Annotated in this window: 18 protein-coding genes; 9 read left to right on the top strand and 9 right to left on the bottom strand. The window is 49.1% G+C overall.

Annotated features, from left to right (window positions below; genetic code table 11):
* The first annotated feature begins 71 nt into the window (after positions 1 to 71).
* The gene (locus tag MHM95_RS12160; RefSeq protein WP_239385392.1) at positions 72 to 1040 is read left to right on the top strand and encodes a kelch-like protein; all 969 of its coding nucleotides are present in this window, start codon (positions 72 to 74) and stop codon (positions 1038 to 1040) included.
* Between the two features lie 141 nt (positions 1041 to 1181).
* Here the strand turns inward: MHM95_RS12160 and MHM95_RS12155 are convergent, their stop codons facing one another.
* The gene (locus MHM95_RS12155) at positions 1182 to 1871 is read right to left on the bottom strand and encodes an alpha/beta fold hydrolase (protein WP_239385391.1); all 690 of its coding nucleotides are present in this window, start codon (positions 1869 to 1871) and stop codon (positions 1182 to 1184) included.
* Positions 1872 to 1987: 116 nt separating this feature from the next.
* Here MHM95_RS12155 and MHM95_RS12150 point away from each other — a divergent pair, with 116 nt between their 5' ends.
* Positions 1988 to 3073 carry a hypothetical protein gene (locus MHM95_RS12150; protein ID WP_239385390.1) on the top strand — a complete coding sequence of 362 codons (1086 nt, stop codon included), beginning with the start codon at positions 1988 to 1990 and terminating at the stop codon, positions 3071 to 3073.
* Between the two features lie 113 nt (positions 3074 to 3186).
* Complete coding sequence (locus MHM95_RS12145) at positions 3187 to 3435, top strand: hypothetical protein (RefSeq protein ID WP_022945335.1); 249 nt, start codon at positions 3187 to 3189, stop codon at positions 3433 to 3435.
* A gap of 49 nt (positions 3436 to 3484) precedes the next feature.
* On the opposite strand, the gene MHM95_RS12140 is transcribed toward MHM95_RS12145, so the two are convergent.
* On the bottom strand, positions 3485 to 4633 hold the full coding sequence (locus tag MHM95_RS12140; RefSeq protein WP_239385389.1) for a hypothetical protein: 1149 nt from the start codon (positions 4631 to 4633) through the stop codon (positions 3485 to 3487).
* Between the two features lie 233 nt (positions 4634 to 4866).
* On the opposite strand from MHM95_RS12140, the gene MHM95_RS12135 reads away from it, so the two are divergent.
* A complete protein-coding gene (locus MHM95_RS12135) occupies positions 4867 to 5112 on the top strand; it encodes a DUF3297 family protein (protein WP_022945333.1) in 246 nt (81 codons plus the stop codon).
* A 241-nt stretch (positions 5113 to 5353) separates the two neighbouring features.
* Complete coding sequence (locus MHM95_RS12130) at positions 5354 to 7369, top strand: TonB-dependent receptor (protein WP_239385388.1); 2016 nt, start codon at positions 5354 to 5356, stop codon at positions 7367 to 7369.
* Positions 7370 to 7414: 45 nt separating this feature from the next.
* On the opposite strand, the gene MHM95_RS12125 is transcribed toward MHM95_RS12130, so the two are convergent.
* The 5 genes from MHM95_RS12125 to MHM95_RS12105 all read right to left on the bottom strand — a co-directional run bounded on the left by MHM95_RS12125 (position 7415) and on the right by MHM95_RS12105 (position 12567).
* Positions 7415 to 8047, bottom strand: a complete 633-nt coding sequence (locus MHM95_RS12125) for an SDR family oxidoreductase (protein WP_239385387.1) — start codon at positions 8045 to 8047, stop codon at positions 7415 to 7417.
* Between the two features lie 129 nt (positions 8048 to 8176).
* Positions 8177 to 8800 (bottom strand): trimeric intracellular cation channel family protein, encoded by a 624-nt coding sequence (locus MHM95_RS12120; RefSeq protein WP_022945330.1) that lies wholly within the window; start codon positions 8798 to 8800, stop codon positions 8177 to 8179.
* Positions 8801 to 8922: 122 nt separating this feature from the next.
* A complete protein-coding gene (gene dbpA / locus MHM95_RS12115) occupies positions 8923 to 10323 on the bottom strand; it encodes an ATP-dependent RNA helicase DbpA (protein ID WP_239385386.1) in 1401 nt (466 codons plus the stop codon).
* An 82-nt stretch (positions 10324 to 10405) separates the two neighbouring features.
* Complete coding sequence (locus MHM95_RS12110) at positions 10406 to 11452, bottom strand: NAD(P)-dependent alcohol dehydrogenase (RefSeq protein WP_239385385.1); 1047 nt, start codon at positions 11450 to 11452, stop codon at positions 10406 to 10408.
* 53 nt (positions 11453 to 11505) lie between these two features.
* Complete coding sequence (locus tag MHM95_RS12105) at positions 11506 to 12567, bottom strand: alpha/beta hydrolase (protein WP_022945327.1); 1062 nt, start codon at positions 12565 to 12567, stop codon at positions 11506 to 11508.
* Positions 12568 to 12901: 334 nt separating this feature from the next.
* Between MHM95_RS12105 and MHM95_RS12100 the strand changes: the two genes are divergently transcribed.
* Positions 12902 to 13342: a cupin domain-containing protein gene (locus MHM95_RS12100; protein ID WP_022945326.1), complete on the top strand. Its 441-nt coding sequence runs from the start codon at positions 12902 to 12904 to the stop codon at positions 13340 to 13342.
* Here the strand turns inward: MHM95_RS12100 and MHM95_RS12095 are convergent, their stop codons facing one another.
* The gene (locus tag MHM95_RS12095) at positions 13343 to 14260 is read right to left on the bottom strand and encodes an AraC family transcriptional regulator (protein ID WP_239385384.1); all 918 of its coding nucleotides are present in this window, start codon (positions 14258 to 14260) and stop codon (positions 13343 to 13345) included. It lies immediately after the preceding gene.
* A 208-nt stretch (positions 14261 to 14468) separates the two neighbouring features.
* Between MHM95_RS12095 and MHM95_RS12090 the strand changes: the two genes are divergently transcribed.
* The 3 genes from MHM95_RS12090 to MHM95_RS12080 are packed head-to-tail and all read left to right on the top strand — an operon-like array spanning position 14469 to position 16511.
* Complete coding sequence (locus MHM95_RS12090; protein ID WP_239385383.1) at positions 14469 to 14951, top strand: cupin domain-containing protein; 483 nt, start codon at positions 14469 to 14471, stop codon at positions 14949 to 14951.
* Positions 14952 to 14963: 12 nt separating this feature from the next.
* Positions 14964 to 15311 (top strand): cyclophilin-like fold protein, encoded by a 348-nt coding sequence (locus MHM95_RS12085; protein WP_239385382.1) that lies wholly within the window; start codon positions 14964 to 14966, stop codon positions 15309 to 15311.
* Positions 15312 to 15314: 3 nt separating this feature from the next.
* A complete protein-coding gene (locus MHM95_RS12080) occupies positions 15315 to 16511 on the top strand; it encodes an MFS transporter (protein WP_239385381.1) in 1197 nt (398 codons plus the stop codon).
* A gap of 31 nt (positions 16512 to 16542) precedes the next feature.
* On the opposite strand, the gene MHM95_RS12075 is transcribed toward MHM95_RS12080, so the two are convergent.
* Positions 16543 to 17661, bottom strand: a complete 1119-nt coding sequence (locus MHM95_RS12075; RefSeq protein WP_239385380.1) for a tryptophan 7-halogenase — start codon at positions 17659 to 17661, stop codon at positions 16543 to 16545.
* Positions 17662 to 17694: the final 33 nt, after the last annotated feature.

The following is a 17694-nucleotide window of genomic DNA, read 5'->3' as shown; positions in this document are numbered from 1 at the left end:
TGTTTTTAAATCACTGTTCTGTTTATGCTAAGGGTTGTATATTCACCCTGCGGAGTCATCCAATAATTATTATGCGACAGTTAAAATACCCTCTGATGCTGGTGTTGAGTGCTTTGTGGGCCACTGCTTTACACGCTGAGCCACAACATTCGGGTGCATCTCTTGTGGAGCCTATACAGGAGATATACCCCACATTGATAGGCGATAAGATATGGGTAGCAGGTGGAATTTCTAGCCAGCTGCCAGTGTCTCAAGGGCAAATGACAGCGAAAGTGCATTACTGGTCTCCTGGAGATTCGCACTGGCAGAGCGCACCTGATTTACCCCAAGGGCGTCATCATACCTATCTACAAGCGGTTGGCGATAAGCTGTTTGCATTGGGTGGCTTTATCAACTCCGAAAGTGGCCAGTGGTTTAATACTGGTGACATTTTAATGTTGTCTCAATCAGCGGCGCAGTGGCAGCATGTAGCCACTTTACCTATCCCATTAAGTGAGACGGTTGCAGCGGTTATCGATGGCAAGATACACCTCGCCGGTGGGCGCACACCACATAGCGATAAAAATGGTCAGTGGCAGCATAGCCATGATACCGCACGCCATTTTGTGTTCGACCCTGACACATTTAGTATCACTGAAGCAGCGCCGCTACCCAGTGCTCGTAACAGCGCCGCAACCGTGCAGATTGATGGACGATGGCTCATCCTTGGCGGGCGCCAAGTCGGTATGCCGCCGATGACGGATGTGTTGGAGTATCAGAGCGAACAAGATACATGGCGGCACTTGCCTTCTATGCCACAGCCAAGGGCAGGGCACGCTGCAACAGTCAATGATCACTATGTATCTGTTTTTGGCGGTGAACACGCCGAGGGAGTCTATACCGATGTGCTGCGCTACAACACTCGTACGCAGCAATGGCATGTGCAAGGGCAGTGGCCTTTGGCTCGTCATGGTTTAGGGGCGATTTCCTTAGGCGCACAAACCTGGCTGATTGGAGGGGGCTCAGGCGGTCGGTCTGGCAAAAACCAGTGCGCAGGTTAACACCGCCGCTGAGGCCGTGGTAGTAGCGAATGAAGCCACAAGTTCAACGAAATAGTCACGAGCCGGTATGATGTTACCGGCTATAAATGCGTATATTTAGTTATAAAGCGTGAGTATTGGGTGCCATATACGACAAGGTTGTTATTGAATTAGACTAACCTGCTTCGCAGCGGTATCGGTTTGTAGGCCAAAATGGCCAAGAGCGTAAGTAAAAGTAGCGGTTTCATGCCAAATTCGACTGCTGTGAATGCCGTACACGTAGCAACTCCCCGTTGCGCAGATGACCTGATCGGCATAGCTTTTAATGGAATACACTCGGTTTGCGAATTGCTGTCCATATAGCCCGTCAAGAAACGGGCTACTCACTGATAGGCCGTGATACCCACAGGTACTGTTCCACACATTGTAAGGATAAACACCGCAACTTAATAAACCGCGCAACGCCCCGGCAATACCGACAAATGCATCGACATCAGCACTTAACCCCAGTTTGTAAACTTGCTGCGCAGCTAGGGTGACACCCATCGAATGGCCAATAATGTCTATTTTTCCACTGCACGATTGGTTGATGGCATCAAGAATTGCTTCGCGCACGGGAAGCTCTTCACTGCCGTTGTGATCGTTGCAGCTGGCGCATGTTTTAGAGCCCCAATTTGGGGCAAAGATTTGTGTATCGGTATAACCTTGAGCATATAGTTGTTCACGGGTGTTGTTCCAACTCGAGGGAGATGATGTGTTGCCATGGACCAAGACGACATTATCGCGACACTGTGCCCAAGCGAATGGACTTAAACCGACCAATAAGGCGATTGTGACAAAAATATGTTTCATGAGTATAAAACCTATTATTAACATAGAGTTTACACGGTATGAAAATGATACGGCACTGGGTATAGTTCTTTGGTACAGTCAGCCATTATTTATATTCTGAAGCCGGGCACATTATCATGAATCTAGAGCCGAGCATGGCAAAGCGAGTGCACACGCAACTCAATAACCAACATGCAGTAAAAGCCGCCTTGTACACAAGCATGTGGTGTGTACCTATTTTGCTGCTGTGGTATGGAACGTTTGCTGTGTTGCCTAAGGCATCTCCTTTGATGTTATTTGTCAGCGGTGCTCTGTTAGGCGTTGCTGTGCGTTATCATGGCAAGGGCTTTATGCGGTGTTTTGCCGTGCTCGCTTTGTTGGCGCACATAATAGTCGTGGGCGTTGCCATCAATATCGGTATTGTCCTTTCAGGCACAATTTGGGGAATTATTTTGCTGGCATTGTATGTCAGTGGTGCGTGGGCTGCTGCTTTTTTTGCTCGCAGAAGTGTGCCGTTGACAGACAATCGTGCTTTTTACTTGCTCAGTGAACAGCAGCCACACGCTAGTCGCCAACAGCTAAAGAATCGTAGTTATGTTGCGTTTCCAGTGCTACTGCTTGGCGCTTCCTTTTGTTGTGTCGCAACTGCGCTAGCGATTCATGTTGTTCATGGGGCGAGGCTTCAGCAGCAGTGGGCGCAGGACTATCAGCAACAATTAACGCAGCATCGTGAAAAAAGCATAGATGTGACACCACAGGCATTGCAGGGTTTATCTACCGAGCAGGCTTTTTATTACGCTTACAGTTATTACACTGGTCGTGATATGCGCCCTCAAGGGCAAATGCGCGGCGCCTATCCCCACTCACCGTTTAAAGCGCAAACGATCCTGCGTTATTTGCTCCGCTATCGTCAGCAGCCTCGCGCTGCGTTTATCTTGGCTCGCACGAGTGAGGGAGCCAAACGAGGTGAGTATCTCCAACAGGCTGTAAGCTTGGGCGATAACTACGCAAAATTTTACTCAGTGGTTGACTACGGGTGTGGGGGTCATGAAACTCGAGCCAAAGAGCTACTCACAGCGATGGCTTCGCTGACGCAAGAAGGCGCTATTGGCGCTGATATTGATACCGTGTTGCATTATGGGTTCGATGTCATGTGCGCAGACTTTGATAACACCGAATTCCAGTTGCGTTTTATTCGTGATTATCGCCCAGATTCGGATTGATAGAACCAACAGACTTAACTTGTTGAGTTCTGATGCAACATGGCACAGCTATGTTTATCTGTCGAGCAAGAGTTGCTACCCTTTGCGCTTTAAGCGGTAATTGAGAACCTAAAATGATAAACGATAATGACATTATTGATACGCTAGAGGAATTAGAAGCGTTTCTGCGCTCGGTGGAAAGCGGCAAATTAGGCTTAGACAATGCGGCTGGCATTGCCCTGGCGACTAACAATGCCGATGGCCGACCTTTTATTGCGGTACTCGATGACAATCACCAGCTACTACTTGGGCGCTGGGTCACTCAAGAGGTGTACGATAATGGTAAAGATTTAGTGCGTAATGCACCGCAACAGCGTCATTAAAGGCGCGCTGAGGTCAGAGGCTGCTTAGCTAGGCAGCCTCACTTCACAGTTATAGCGCTGTTAAGCTTTGCTTTAGCATGGCTTTAATTTGCGCTACGATTTTCGCTTCCGTTTGTGGCTCAAACTGCGCAATGCGAGGGGTGTGAATATGTCCTGTAGGTACATCTGAATTAAGCTCGTTGCGCAAGCGAATACTGCGGTAAGAGATTTCATTCGATAAGTAGCCACCGCCACTGCCATTGACCGCGATTGCACCTTCCAGCTCGGCCAACGAACTAGGCTTAAATGTCTTCTCTAGAGTGGTTACTTCATGATTATCATTGATTTCATAGGGGCCTTGCGCTTTTTGCATGTGCGCGACTGGCAAACTGAATTCAACAAACTCTGCACCGGGAAGAGGGCGGCCATTAAGGCTGGATATTTTCGGTGCGGTTTGCGTGCCACCATAAACTATATTGGCGTTATCGGGAGCGGTCACGCTGCGGCGCTTACCTGGAAAGCGCTCTAAATCAAAGTGCTCTCGGCCCATACTGATAGTGACGACCATATCAACGTTGTTGAGCGCGTAGTAGGGCGCTAGCAATGCTTCAATCAGGCCCTCATCAAAGTCTTTATAGCGCACCGGGATCATCACGGTGTTAATTTCTGTGCGTATACCCTTGTGGCTGATTACCTGCCCATCTAATAACAATGCAGCGACCCCTGAAGGATTACTTTGGTCAATGTGTTCATCAAGCAAAAAAGGGTCAAAGCCGGTGATCAGAATCTTTTTCTCAGTGCCCTGGCTGTACGCTAAGTCGTATTGTCCTCGGCTGCCTCGCTCTAGGGTGTTGAGTAAGCTTTGACGCTGCGCATCGCTGAGCGCAAAGTGTGGGTTAGTGGCACGAATAACCTTACTCGACTGTAACCGAGCCCAATACAATGCACGGTCATCGTAATCTTTTTTCGTAGTGATACGCTGTTTGGCGTTGCGCCACAACTGGTTGGCGTAATCATAAACCACATCCTGAGCACGTTCGAAGCTCTTTAGTTCTTGCCACTGTTGTGCAAACGCGCTTACATCACTGGCAAAGGCGCTGGTTACGTTGGGCATTGCTTCAGCAGCTGCGGGTAGACGCTGCTCTTCCACCGTAAGGGTGGCGGCCAAAGCGGTGGCACAAGAAAAGACTAAACTCGAAGCTAGCAATAGTTTGAACATGATTATCCTATGTAGTTACAGCATTAAAACCGCATATCACTATCCTACGTCTGAGAGCTGAGCGCAAATAATTCAGCTCTATTGGCGATGGGGCTAAGCACACTTGTTTGCAGTACATTGCCAACGAAAGCAATATAGGCGAGATTATTTTCCTATCAGCAACTTTAATAATTGAGCCTAAGGGTGGGATTACCTACAATAGCGCCCACGTTTATTTGTAGAGATACGTCATCATGACCGACAACAGCAAACCTGATATTCCCAATATGCTTTCGATTAACCCACGCAGCCCGCATTACAATGAAGAAGTGCTAAAACACGACATTGGCGTGCGTTTCAATGATAAAGAGCGTAATGATGTAGAAGAGTACTGCATCAGTGAAGGCTGGATTAAAGTAGCCCATCCGAAAGCCCGCGACCGTCGCGGTCAGCCTCTGTTGATTAAAAGCAAAGGAACGGTTGAGGTCTTCTACCGTTAATCAGTTGGGCAGGCCGTTGTGAGCTTGCCTGAATTTTACTTTACACACCCCTCGCTCTGCGCAGTTTGCAGGCGGTTATTGTTAGCCACACGCCTGGCAGTTATCATTTTCGCATACCCCTGCATTATCAGTGACACTGACAGTGTGGGCTATCGTTTCTAAATAACTTTCCTTTTTTGCATCCAAAATCAGTGCTTGTCCGTTATCACCTTTGATATTAACTGGTAACAAGGAACAAGCCATGAGGTTTAACACATTACTACTTTCTCTCGGGGCGATTACGGCTCATCCGTTGTCGGCTAATGTAGAAACGATCACCGTGTATGGGCACCGCAGTGGCCTTATTGGTGAGTCGATTAGCGCATCAAGTGGCGTGATAGGTCAGGGTGAAATTGATAGCCGAGCCATGTTGCGTAGCGCAGAAATGCTAGAGCTTATTCCGGGTATGGCCGTGACACAACACAGTGGCTCGGGTAAAGCGAATCAGTATTTTATTCGTGGTTTTAACTTAGATCACGGCACCGATTTTGCGACCTATATCGATGGCATGCCCATTAATATGCGCAGTCATGGGCACGGTCAAGGCTATACCGATCTCAATTTTATTATTCCTGAAACGATTGCCACCATCACCTATCAAAAGGGCAGTTATCACGCAGAGCAAGGAGATTTCTCCAGCGCCGGCAGTGCCTACTTTCACCTTGCTGATAACCCCACACATCAGCAGTTAACGTTGAGTATTGGTGAGGATAACTATACTCGAGCGGTTGCGATGGCGAGTGTTGCAGCGGGGCAAGGCAAGGTTATTGGCGCTGCACAATGGCAAGGTTATGACGGCCCTTGGCAAGATATCAATGAAGATATCAGCAAGAAAAATGCGTTGCTACGTTATGTAGGCCGCGCTTGGGACGGCGATATGTCTATAACGGCAATGGCCTACGACAATCGCTGGAATGCCGCCGACCAAATACCACGTCGCGCGGTACGCCAAGGAATAATAACAGAGTTAGGTTCTTTAGATAAAACCTTAGGGGGATACTCCAGTCGCTACAGTGTATCGGCCAATTGGCAAGGGCAACGCCTTAGCGCGAGTGCCTATCTTATTGACTATAAATTGGATTTGTTTTCGAATTTTACTTACTTTCTCAACGACCCCATCAATGGCGATCAATTTCAGCAATATGATGAGCGGGTGATCAGCGGTGCAGCGCTAGGGTATACCTTTTCACAACAGACGCCCTGGCCCATCGAGCACCGCGTAGGGATCACTCTGCGTAATGATAATGTCGGTGAAGTGGGGCTGTATAATACACGTGCGCGTCAGCGTTTAAGTACTGTGCGTGAAGACAGTATTGATGAGCGTAGTTACAGTGCTTATTGGCATTCGCAGATAACCATTAGCTCACAGCTCGAAGCTAATCTAGGTCTGCGTTATGACTATCTAGAAGCCAATGTGCGAAGCGATAACCCAAGTAACTCCGGCGATGCCAGCGATGACTTATTCAGCGTGAAGGCGAACATAAACTACCTCTTTACGCCGCAATGGGCCGGCTATTTTAATTTTGCTCAAGGGTTTCATTCCAATGATGCTCGCGGAGCAACGATAAATTTGGACCCTATCACCCTCGAGGCGACAGAGCAGGTTGACCTACTTGTACGCAGCGAAGGAGGTGAAATAGGCGTGCGCTATTTCGATGAGCAGCAGTTTAATTTTTCAACCGCTCTATGGTGGTTAGAGTTAGACTCGGAGCTACTATTTGTTGGTGATGCCGGTAATACCGAGGCCAGTGATGCTTCGCGGCGCTATGGTTTGGAGCTGAGTGCTTACTATTGGCTCAATGAGCGCTTTAGTGTTGATATGGAAGCGTCGTTCGCGCGTTCGCGCTTACGTAATGGCACTCAGGATGACCGCGTCGAGGGCGCAGTACCCGTAGTTGCAAGTGCTGGTGTCAATTGGCATATCAATGAGTTGTGGTTGAGCTCGTTACGTTTTCGTCATATTGGCAAGCGCATACTCAGTGCCGACGGCGAGCGACGTTCGCAGCCTCTGAGTGTGGTCAATGGGTTGCTCAGTTATCGTCAAACCCACTGGAAAGTGGATGTCGAGCTACTCAACATGTTTAACAGTCAGGATCATGATATTGACTACTACTACAGTTCTCGCTTGCCGGGTGAGGCAGATGAGGGTGTTGCGGATATTCACTTTCATCCCATTGAACCACGGACGTTGAGACTCTCGGTAAGCTGGTTGTTTTAATTGGCGTAAAAATGAGCGCCCAGCTTGGGGCTAGGCGCATTGGCTTTAATCAATGAGTGAAGTGATTGGCTCGGGACCATCAAACAGTTCAAACACTTGGCTCGTTTTATTGTCTTTGCCAGCGATATGCACCAGCGCCTCTGCCACGTTCTCGCGAGAGATCACTGCGTCTTGGCGCGACTCTGGGCGCTTGATACGGTATTTTTTGGTCGCCGGTTCATTGAGCAAAGTACCCGGGCGTACGATGGTGTAATCAAGGCCACTGTTTATCAGTTGCTCATCGGCCATGTGTTTGGCTACCAAATAGGGCTTTATGCTGCTTTCAATATTATCAGGTGCGTCGGCACCAATTGAGCTCACCATAATAAAGTGTGCAAGCTTATGATCTTTCGCAAAATCCACGGCCCGCTTTGCAGCCCATAAATCAATGAGTAAGGTTTTATCAGCCCCGGTGCTGGCCCCAGAGCCTGCAGCAAAGATCACTTGTGTGCAATTTTCAAAGGCAGCGCTAAAATCATTTTCCAAATCTTGCTCAATAATAGTTAGCCCTTGTTGGGGCAAGTCACTTAGCTTGCTTTTATCGCGTACTAAGGCCACGACTTCGTGCCCTTGGGCTAACAGTTTCGCGGTCGTCATTTTGCCGATTTGACCACTGGCTCCGATGATCAGGGTTTTCATATCGCGCTCCTTAAAGTTCTGCTATTTTCCCGTGCCGATGAGGTCATCACCCACGGCTTAAAAAGGTGTACAGTTAAAACCTTGGGGCGGAGCATATGATTTAAACCCCAAATTATAAAATGGTTGGCATTACTGCATTCGGCCTTTTTTGAATATACTCGGCTGCCAACCCCAATGAATTGCGCCAAGGCGCAGCAGCACAGTGACCAACACAGACCCGATAATGCACCACAGGTAAGCAATATCTAAATGAAATAGCACTGCATAAGTCAGCCCTCCCAACAGACAGGCTGTAGAGTAAAGCTCTTGGCGCATAACGAGAGGGACTTCGGCACAAATCACATCCCGCAGTAAGCCGCCAAATATGCCTGTGGTCATCCCCATGGTGATGGCCACGATCATATCGGTGCCTTGCAGTAGCGACTTCTCAATGCCGACGATATTGAAAATAGCCATGCCAATGGCGTCAAGTAACAGCATGTAGTAACTCGATACATTAGGAAGGTGGCGGATAAACAACACCGTGACAAAAATAGCGCTGTAGGTGGCATAGAGGTAGTTGGGGTTGTCTATCCAGAATACTGGTTGATTTAGCAACACATCGCGCAGGCTGCCGCCGCCAAGCGCGGTGACTGAAGCAACAACGACGACACCAAAACCGCCGATGTTTTTATCATGGCCTAGCAAAGTACCAGAAATGGCAAAAAATGCGACGCCAATAATGCTTAAAAACTCAAAGTAGTCAGATGTCACCGAAGGCCTCCATTGCAGGTGAAAAAGAGTTCCTGAACAGGCAACGCTAACTAAAGCAAGGTGTATTGATACTGAATGACAAAGTGGGTAGCAGGCCGCAGCAATGTGTGGCCAATGGAATGTTACTTAGTGAGTTTACGAGCGCGAAATTGTCGGCCTTTCATTTTGCCTTCGCTGATCACCTTCAAGGCGGTATTAGCTGCTTTTCGCTCCACTGCGACATAAGCGCTGATCGCCGTGACTTTGATTTTACCTATTTGTGCGCCTTTCACCGCATCCTTTGCCGTCAAGGCACCGAGAATATCACCGGGGCGCAGCTTAGACTTTTTACCACCATCGATTTGAATTGTGACCATAGGCGCACGTTTAACGGGATTACCAAACACGTTGTCGTTAGGTAAGTCTGTTGGCTCCACTGTGGTACTTAGATAATCTTCTAAAGCGTTGACCTTGTGGGATTCTTTATAGCTCATCAATGAACATGCAACCCCTTTATTGCCAGCCCGACCGGTGCGGCCAATACGATGCACGTGCACCTCAGGGTCGTGCGCAATGTGATAGTTGATGACCATATCAACATGGTCAACATCAATGCCGCGAGCGGCGACATCGGTGGCAACTAGCACGCTCATGCTTTGGTTAGCAAAGCGCACTAACGTACGGTCACGGTCTTTTTGTTCCAAATCGCCATGCAGTGCACCACAATCAAAGCCACACTGGCGCAGGCTATCGCAGAGCTCTTGGCATTGTGCCTTAGTATTACAGAAAATAACCGCTGCACTGGGAGCAAAGTGCAATAACAGCTTTTGCGTTGCTTGCATACGCATGGCATTGTCGTCCACCTCGTAGAAATACTGCTCGATAGTGGCATGATCATGGGTGGACTCAACGGTGATTTTTTCCGGATTGTGCATAACATGTTGAGCGAGCTGTTCTATTTTTGCCGGATAAGTGGCGCTAAATAGCAGGCTCTGTCGCACCGCAGGGCAGTGGTCAACAATGTATTGCAGCGGCTGTTCGAAGCCCATTTCCAGCATGCGATCGGCCTCATCAAGCACAAAGGTATTTACCTCATCTAAACTGAGGCGGCCCTTACGCAAGTGCTCTTCAATGCGCCCTGGGGTACCGACAACAATATGCGCCCCATGCTCCAGCGACCCAATTTGTGGGCCCATTGGCGCACCACCACATAAGGTTAACACCTTAATATTATGGATTGCGCGTGCTAACTTGCGGATTTCGACCGCCACTTGGTCGGCCAGCTCACGAGTGGGGCAGACAACCAGAGACTGTACTCGAAAGCGCTGTACATTGAGGTTATGCAGTAACCCCAAAGCGAATGCTGCGGTTTTACCTGAACCAGTTTTACCCTGACCAATGACATCTTTGCCGGCCAAAATAAGCGGCAAGGTTTGCGCTTGAATATCGGTCATCGAGTGATACCCCAATGATGCGAGGTTATCTAACAACGCAGCGGACAGTGGAGTGGAGGAAAAGGGCAATGCAGTCACGGCAAGGTTCATCTTATTGAGTACAAAACGCCATTATAACACGTTCGTGACGATAATAATGAGGGTCAAGTGCTGCCACTTGACCCACCGAACTTTAAAAAGTGGATTTTTGCATATCAATGACAAATCGATAATGCACATCGGCGCGCTCAAGTCGTTCAAACGCCTCATTTATCTGCTCCATGGTGATCATTTCCACTTCCGGCAAAATGTTCATTCGCGCGCAAAAATCGAGCATCTCTTGGGTTTCAGCAATCCCCCCAATGAGCGATGCGGCAATACGACGACGACCCATGACTAAAGGCACCGTGTTCATTTCGGCCATCGGGCCTACTTGCCCGACTAAGGTCAAGGTGCCATCTATTTTTAGTAGCGGCACATAGGGCGTAACATCGTGTTTTACTGGCACCGTATCAACGATAAGATCAAAGGTGCTGGCGGCCTGCTCCATGCTGTGCTCATCATTGGAAAGTAAAAAAGCGTCGGCGCCCAAGGCTTCGGCATCCGCTTTTTTATGTGCAGAGCGACTGACAACTGTTACATGTGCTCCCATAGCAACAGCAAGCTTCACAGCCATATGACCGAGTCCACCCATGCCAATGACAGCGACATGACTGCCTGGGCCAACATTCCATGTTCTCAGGGGCGAATAGGTGGTAATGCCCGCGCAGAGCAAAGGTGCGGTCTTTGCTAAATCGAGCGCCGCTGGCACAGCGAGTACAAATTCCTCGCGCACCACGATGTTCTTTGCATAACCGCCTTTAGTGATCTCTTTAGTATGGGGGTCTGGGCTATTATAGGTTTGGGTAAAACCGTGCTCACAAAACTGCTCCTCGCCTGCGTGACATTGGCTGCATTGTTGGCAGCTATCGACCATACAGCCTACCGCCACATGATCACCTTTGTTGTAACCTGTAACTTTGGCACCGACCGCAATAACTCGGCCGACGATCTCATGGCCAGGCACACTAGGGTAAAGCGTCCATCCCCAATCATTTTTTACGGTGTGCAAATCACTGTGACAAACCCCACTGTAGAGGATCTCGATGGCCACATCATCCTCTCGTAACTGCCGACAATTATATTCATAAGGCACCAATGGTGTGTCATGTGAATTTGCAGCATAGCCTGTGGTTTTCATAAAGCCTCCAAAATAATGATAGGGCAGTGATAGACTGCCCTGAGGTCAGCAAATTATAGGTGGGTGTTGAAAAAGTCGCCGAGCTTAGCAAATGGGATCAACTCAACACGATCATATAAGTCAACATGGCCGGCGCCTTCAACTAGGTAGAGCTCTTTGGGCTCAGCTGCGCGGGCATAGGCATCTTGGCTAAATTCAATGGAATGCGCTTGGTCGCCGGAAATAAAAAGTAGCGGGCGCGGCGAGATCAGTTCCATGTCATTGAACGGATAAAAATTCATAAACTTAGTATTGCTGCTAAGCGTAGGGTGCGTGGTTAGCTCAGGTGAGGAGCCCGCAGGCGTATATTGGCCGCGTGGTGTGCGGTAAAAATCGTAAAACTCTTTAGCTATGGGGTGTGAATCGTCATTGATTTCATGAGGAGTGCCGCCGGTGTATTGAGTTTCACCACCTGCAAACTCAACGTCACGCTGCGCAGCAGCTTGAGCGATCACTTGCTTACGCTGAGCCAGCGTTTGCGACTGGTTATAAAGGTTACGAGTGAATGCCCCCATGTTATACATACTCACCGTGGCTATGGCTTTCATACGCGGGTCGATTTTCGCAGCACTGATTGCGAAGCCACCGCTGCCGCATATGCCCAGTACTCCGATACGTTTGGCATCGACATGCTCGTTGGAGCCTAAGTAATCGACTGCGGCACTAAAATCTTCGGCATACATGTCTGGTAGCACGGCATTGCGCGGGTTGCCTTCGCTTTCACCCCAAAATGACAGATCAATGGCCAGTGTGACAAAACCCATTTCCGCAAGCTTTTGTGCATAGAGTACGGCACTTTGTTCTTTCACCGCTCCCATTGGGTGACCCACGATAATTGCTGGTTTGCGCTCATCCGCCTGCATGTTTTCGGGCAGGTATAAATTACCAGTAACCTGCATGTGATATTGATTGTTGAATGTAACTTTTTGCATAGAGATACGCTCGCTTTGATAGAAGTTATTGGCTCCGTGACTCACCTGTGCAGTATGGGCATTATTTGCAGCTAGGGTTGCACTTGCCCATAGGGCCGAGCAGATAAGCACGCTAGTGAATGGATTTATAAATGTGGCTTTCATCAGAACCTCCGGTTGTGCAGCACAGTGTTGGTGATCACTAGGATTACCAAGTGCACACAATGTGTTGCGTTGCTGAGCTCATTATCAGGTAAAGGCTGGTTATTAAATAGACACAAAGCTGTTCGGTTCTTGCCTAAAAGTATGAGTGATAGGAAAAGGGTTACCGCTGACTATCGAATATCGGGTTACTTTGCAGAGCTAATGTAGACGTTATTCTTCGTTTTCAAGCGCGAGCTATAATCAGGCAATGATGCTGCTGTTTTTGGCATTCTATTAGGCACAAATCATCGCTACTGTAATCACTACTAGGTGTTTTTAGAAACGGGAGAAAACCATGTCAAAAAGTGAAGATATGAGCGTTATCCGGGCGCACCAGAGTGAACCCATAACGGGCCCTGCGGAATGTTTTACCGGCTCGGTAACTATTAGTAGTTTATTTAACGCCCCGGCACCATCACGATTAGGTGCTGCGGTTGTTAATTTTGCTGCTGGCGCACGTACACACTGGCACTCACACCCATTGGGACAAATTTTGGTGGTCACTCAGGGCATCGGTTGGACCCAATGTGAAGGGGGTGAGAAAACGCAGATCGGGCCGGGTGATTTGATTTGGTGTAACTGTGGTCGTCGTCACTGGCATGGTGCAACCAGTAGTGAACCGATGCAGCACATCGCGGTGCAAGAGGCGCTGAATGGTGAGGCTGTGCAATGGTTTGAAGCAGTGAGCGATGAGCATTATTTGGCGCCTGTAGTTAAGGCCAGTGAAGCACCTTAGTTAACCTTTAATTTGCTGGCGCTGCGCAGCGATATCGCGTTTGGGGGAAGTGCCGAACAAACGCGAATATTCGCGAGAGAATTGCGATGGGCTTTCGTAGCCCACCTTGTAAGCCGCACTTGAAGCATCGAATTGCTCGCCGAGCATAAGCCTACGGGCTTCAAGCAAGCGCAAGCGCTTTTGATATTGCAATGGGCTCATGGCGGTGAGTTGGCGAAAATGATGATGGAAGGTGGACTTGCTCATTTGCGCCATGTCGGCCAGCTCATCAACACTTTGGTGTTCTTGGTAGTGTGTTTTCAGCCACTCGATGGCACGTGCTACTCGCAGCCCCTGGCTGCCAGCAGAGACTACTTGGCGTAACCGTGCCCCTTGCTCACTGATCAGCACCCGCCAGAAAATCTCACGCTTGATAAGCGGCGCCAGTACCGCCTGTGAATCGGGTTCATCGAGCAGTGCAACTAAACGCTGGCAAGCACCGAGTAAGGTCGTGGTCATAGTCCCCAGTACCATGCCCTTGTCATGTTCGCTGGGGGGGGCTTTTTGCAGTGGCGCTTGAACGATTAGCTCGCTCATCACCGCCAAATCAAACTTAAGAACAAGGCCTAGATACGGTGCTTGGTCGTTCGCCTCCAACACTTGCATTCTTGCCGGTAAATCCAGTGATGTAATGAGAAAGTGGTAAGGGTCGTAACGAAACTCTTGGTCCCCTAGGGTCATGCTTTTCGCACCTTGCACCACCAGAGCAATGCTTGGTTCAACCACACACAATGAACACGAATCGGCGGGCTCTATTTGGCGATAAAATGCCAACCCCTCAATCGCTGTTTCTTGCATCGCTTGGCCCCGATTGTGGCGTTCGATCATTGCAGCCAACTCTTTGCTGATGGCACTGATACGGTTTTGCTCTGTGTTCATAGTCTTGTCTACGGCGATGGGGTGGGTAACTGTGAGTGTAATGCACAGAATAAAGCTTGCCTAGAAATTGTTCTGTACACTCAGAGTTATAGGCAAGTAAAGCGGAATAATATACTACCGAGATAGGCTGAACTCAGAAAAAATAGATGCAATCGACAGCGCAAATCACAGCTGTTGATTACACCTACTTAATCTGAGGAGATGACCTATGAAAGCGATTATTCCGACGTTGATGTTAATTATTGGCCTGACAATGGCGACTCAGGCCATGGCACAAAGCGCTCCTGAGGCGCAAATCAGTGTACAAGTTAACGGTAGCCAGTTACCTCTGCAGGGGCTTGGGCAATACTTTAGCGGTGCGGTGCGCGTGGAACCCCTATTTCAGCCGCAACCACAGACCCGTGCCGGCGGTGCGAATGTGACGTTCGAGCCCGGCAGTCGCACACACTGGCATAGTCACCCGCGAGGGCAAACCTTAATTGTTACCTCGGGTCAGGGGTGGGTACAGCAGTGGCAGGGTCGGCGTTTAGTGATAGAGCCTGGTGATGTCGTCCACATTCCTGCGAATGTGAAACATTGGCATGGTGCGACTGCGCGCACGGCAATGACACATATGGCTATTCAAGAGTCGCACCAAGGCAGTGTCGTGACTTGGATGGAAGCCGTGACCGATAAGCAGTATCAGCCTTAGGTAAGCGGGCTTATGCATATTAGTTTAACTATAGGCGAGACAGCATTGACTGGCACCCTGCTGGATACCCCTGCCGCACGCGATTTCTATGCTCTATTGCCTTTGCAGGTGTTGCTCAGTGATTTTGCTCAAGCGGAGAAAATTGCCAATTTACCGAAGGAGTTGAGCTTATCCGAAGCCGCAGCGGGCTGTGTAGGTGAGCCTGGAGATATCGCTTACTATGCTCCTTGGGGGAACTTGGCGATTTTTTATCGCCACTGCGCTTACGCCAAAGGGTTGGTAAAGCTAGGCGCGTTAACAGGGGATCTCAGTGCACTATTAGCAATTGATGGTGATACTGTGTGTATTCGAGCGCAATAAGCGATGATAGCGAAGCACCAGGCGTTTTTTGTCGCCGCGAGTATACAAATTTTGGTGTTTGCTTGCGCCGGCGCGCCGATTTCACTCTTTAATGTATATCGTGCGCAAGATGGCCTTTCGCACAGCGACTTAGGTTGGGTTTCACTAGCCTACTTTATTGCTGCTGCACTGGCTTTATTGGTATTTGGAAGGTTATCAAACCATCTCGGTCGCAAGCCTATGGCCGTGGCGGCGTTACTGTGTGTCTTACTTTCTTGTGTCACCATGATTGCCATGCAAACCTCGCTTGCGCTGCTCATTGCACGAGCCTTACAGGGATTTGCGTGCGGTGTGGCTGCAAGTTCCGTAGGTGCTTATGTCACCGATTTGGGAAGCTATAGACGTAAATCATGGGTGGCACTGATCACCAGTTGTGCACCCATGATCGGTATCCCTTTGGGAGCGGTAAGCTGTGCCTTACTCGTGAACTATGCACCGGCGCCAAAATTACTCATTTACATCTTGATAGCCACTGTGGCGGTGATGCTACTTGGACTACTGCTTCAATGCGAGGAAACGGTGCAGCGTAAAGGCAATGTGCGCTCAGCACTAAAGCCTGATTTCTACATGCCCAAAGCAGCATTGAGGCCGTTTGTCACTTTGTCAGCTGTGGTGGTGGCTACTTGGTCTATTGGTGGGTTCTACCAAGCGTTTGGGCCGGAAATTGTCGCCACTGCGCTGGGTAGTGATAATGCCCTTATCAGTGCGTTGGCCTTTTCCTCAGTGATGGTGCTCACCCCCTTGGGTGGGGCGCTCGCGGGCAGGTTCTTTGCCCAGCGCGCGATTGGGGTGGCGATGTTGATTTTAGTAACGGCCCTTATGGTTATTGCCTGTGCGCTCTATTTCGGTTGGCTCGAAGTCTTTTTGGCTGCGAGCTTGAGTGTGGGGATTGCGCAAGGGGTTGCCAGTAGCGCGGGAATGTCTGTGTTGATGGCGGATATTAGCCGAGAACATCGCGCAGGGATGCTGGCAAGTGTTTACATGGTCTCGTATTTGGGGGCGGTGTTGCCTGCTTTAGTTGCGAGTATCGCTGCTAACTATGTGGGTGTATTTACTTTATTTTGTGGATATGCGGTGCTTGCCGGTATTGCCGCGCTCATCGCTCTACTTAGCAGCACTCTTCATAGCGCTAACAGGGCAGAGCCCAGCAAACCGACTTAATAATGGGTAAGTTTATATAACCTATGTGTTACTAAGCCTGTGTTACGGCCCGTCGTGCTTGCCAAAATGAGGCGTCAGCAAAGCGTTGATTGCAACCGTAATGCTGTGCATGAAGAGCTATATATTGATTAAAATCGGCAAAAACACGCTGCTCATAAGCCAGTAAAGCCTCTTCACTGCCATATTGGAAACACTCAGCAATGGCTTTACCTGCGAGTTCACCATGTATGAGCGCTTTGGTAATACCGGCAGAGGAGATGGGATCGTAGTTACTTGCGCTATCGCCTACTGCCAGCCAGTTGTTACCAATAACCTTACTAAGAATACCTGAGCTTACGCGCCGCTTTGTTATATGTATCTCATTAGCGCTGTAATTACGTAAGTGGTTAAACCCATACTGAAATAATCCGTTTTCGCAGGCCCGACATAAAAATTCGTAACTGTTATCAAGACCATATTGAGCAACATTATCGCGGTCGGTACATAACATTAGCATCAACTGCTTACCAGGTAAGGCCGCGCCATACCACCATCCATAAGGCTGTGCCTCAACCACAGTACGCTCACTGCATGAAGGCGATTGCTTAACTGAGACAAGCGCACTGAGATAGAGCACTTCATCGAAGGTGTTTTCTGCAACTCCTAAAGTACGGGTCAGGCGGCGCTGCTGAGCGCTCGCATCCACCACAAAGCGGGCATGGTATATTTTCTTGTCACTCCCAAAGTTTACAGACAACCGAAAGCCAGTGGTACTTGCAGCGATAGCGTTAACTTTTGCACCACGTAATAATGTCACACCCAGTTGGCAGGCATAAGTACTTAGGTCATGTTCAAAAAGCTGTCGATCTAAATGATATCCTTGGCCTGTCAGGGTAAAGAAAAAGTCATTAAAGCCAACTTGTTCATTATGCCATCGCGAAATCGACCCTGAGCAAATGAGGTGCTTAGATAAAAGCTCCTCTGAATGCTCGCCAAGTATTCGCCTAAGCACCTCGTTAGCAGCTGGTGGAATAGTTTCACCAAGCTTTGCTTTGGCACTAGTTGCGGCATCAACGAGTGTAACAGTCAAATGTGGTGCCTGCTTTTTGATTGCGATTGCAGTGGCAATCCCAGCAGGCCCAGCACCAATGATCAAGACATCGTCAGTCATAGTTAATCCTTAGCCGGTCCCAAAAGAACCGGC

Origin of the sequence: Pseudoalteromonas sp. CnMc7-15, assembly GCF_022347925.1 — a bacterium.
GTDB classification, from domain to species: domain Bacteria; phylum Pseudomonadota; class Gammaproteobacteria; order Enterobacterales; family Alteromonadaceae; genus Pseudoalteromonas; species Pseudoalteromonas ruthenica.
Note: the sequence above shows the minus strand (reverse complement) of the source record. Positions and strands in the feature narration are given on the sequence as shown.

Bases quoted from the DNA above. Each gene is read 5' to 3' on its own strand.
- MHM95_RS12160 (WP_239385392.1), top strand. From the start codon at position 72: ATGCGACAGTTAAAATACCCTCTGATGCTGGTGTTGAGTGCTTTGTGG.
- MHM95_RS12155 (WP_239385391.1), bottom strand. From the start codon at position 1,871: ATGAAACATATTTTTGTCACAATCGCCTTATTGGTCGGTTTAAGTCCA.
- MHM95_RS12150 (WP_239385390.1), top strand. From the start codon at position 1,988: ATGAATCTAGAGCCGAGCATGGCAAAGCGAGTGCACACGCAACTCAAT.
- MHM95_RS12145 (WP_022945335.1), top strand. From the start codon at position 3,187: ATGATAAACGATAATGACATTATTGATACGCTAGAGGAATTAGAAGCG.
- MHM95_RS12140 (WP_239385389.1), bottom strand. From the start codon at position 4,633: ATGTTCAAACTATTGCTAGCTTCGAGTTTAGTCTTTTCTTGTGCCACC.
- MHM95_RS12135 (WP_022945333.1), top strand. From the start codon at position 4,867: ATGACCGACAACAGCAAACCTGATATTCCCAATATGCTTTCGATTAAC.
- MHM95_RS12130 (WP_239385388.1), top strand. From the start codon at position 5,354: ATGAGGTTTAACACATTACTACTTTCTCTCGGGGCGATTACGGCTCAT.
- MHM95_RS12125 (WP_239385387.1), bottom strand. From the start codon at position 8,047: ATGAAAACCCTGATCATCGGAGCCAGTGGTCAAATCGGCAAAATGACG.
- dbpA (WP_239385386.1), bottom strand. From the start codon at position 10,323: ATGAACCTTGCCGTGACTGCATTGCCCTTTTCCTCCACTCCACTGTCC.
- MHM95_RS12110 (WP_239385385.1), bottom strand. From the start codon at position 11,452: ATGAAAACCACAGGCTATGCTGCAAATTCACATGACACACCATTGGTG.
- MHM95_RS12105 (WP_022945327.1), bottom strand. From the start codon at position 12,567: ATGAAAGCCACATTTATAAATCCATTCACTAGCGTGCTTATCTGCTCG.
- MHM95_RS12100 (WP_022945326.1), top strand. From the start codon at position 12,902: ATGTCAAAAAGTGAAGATATGAGCGTTATCCGGGCGCACCAGAGTGAA.
- MHM95_RS12095 (WP_239385384.1), bottom strand. From the start codon at position 14,260: ATGAACACAGAGCAAAACCGTATCAGTGCCATCAGCAAAGAGTTGGCT.
- MHM95_RS12090 (WP_239385383.1), top strand. From the start codon at position 14,469: ATGAAAGCGATTATTCCGACGTTGATGTTAATTATTGGCCTGACAATG.
- MHM95_RS12085 (WP_239385382.1), top strand. From the start codon at position 14,964: ATGCATATTAGTTTAACTATAGGCGAGACAGCATTGACTGGCACCCTG.
- MHM95_RS12080 (WP_239385381.1), top strand. From the start codon at position 15,315: ATGATAGCGAAGCACCAGGCGTTTTTTGTCGCCGCGAGTATACAAATT.
- MHM95_RS12075 (WP_239385380.1), bottom strand. From the start codon at position 17,661: ATGACTGACGATGTCTTGATCATTGGTGCTGGGCCTGCTGGGATTGCC.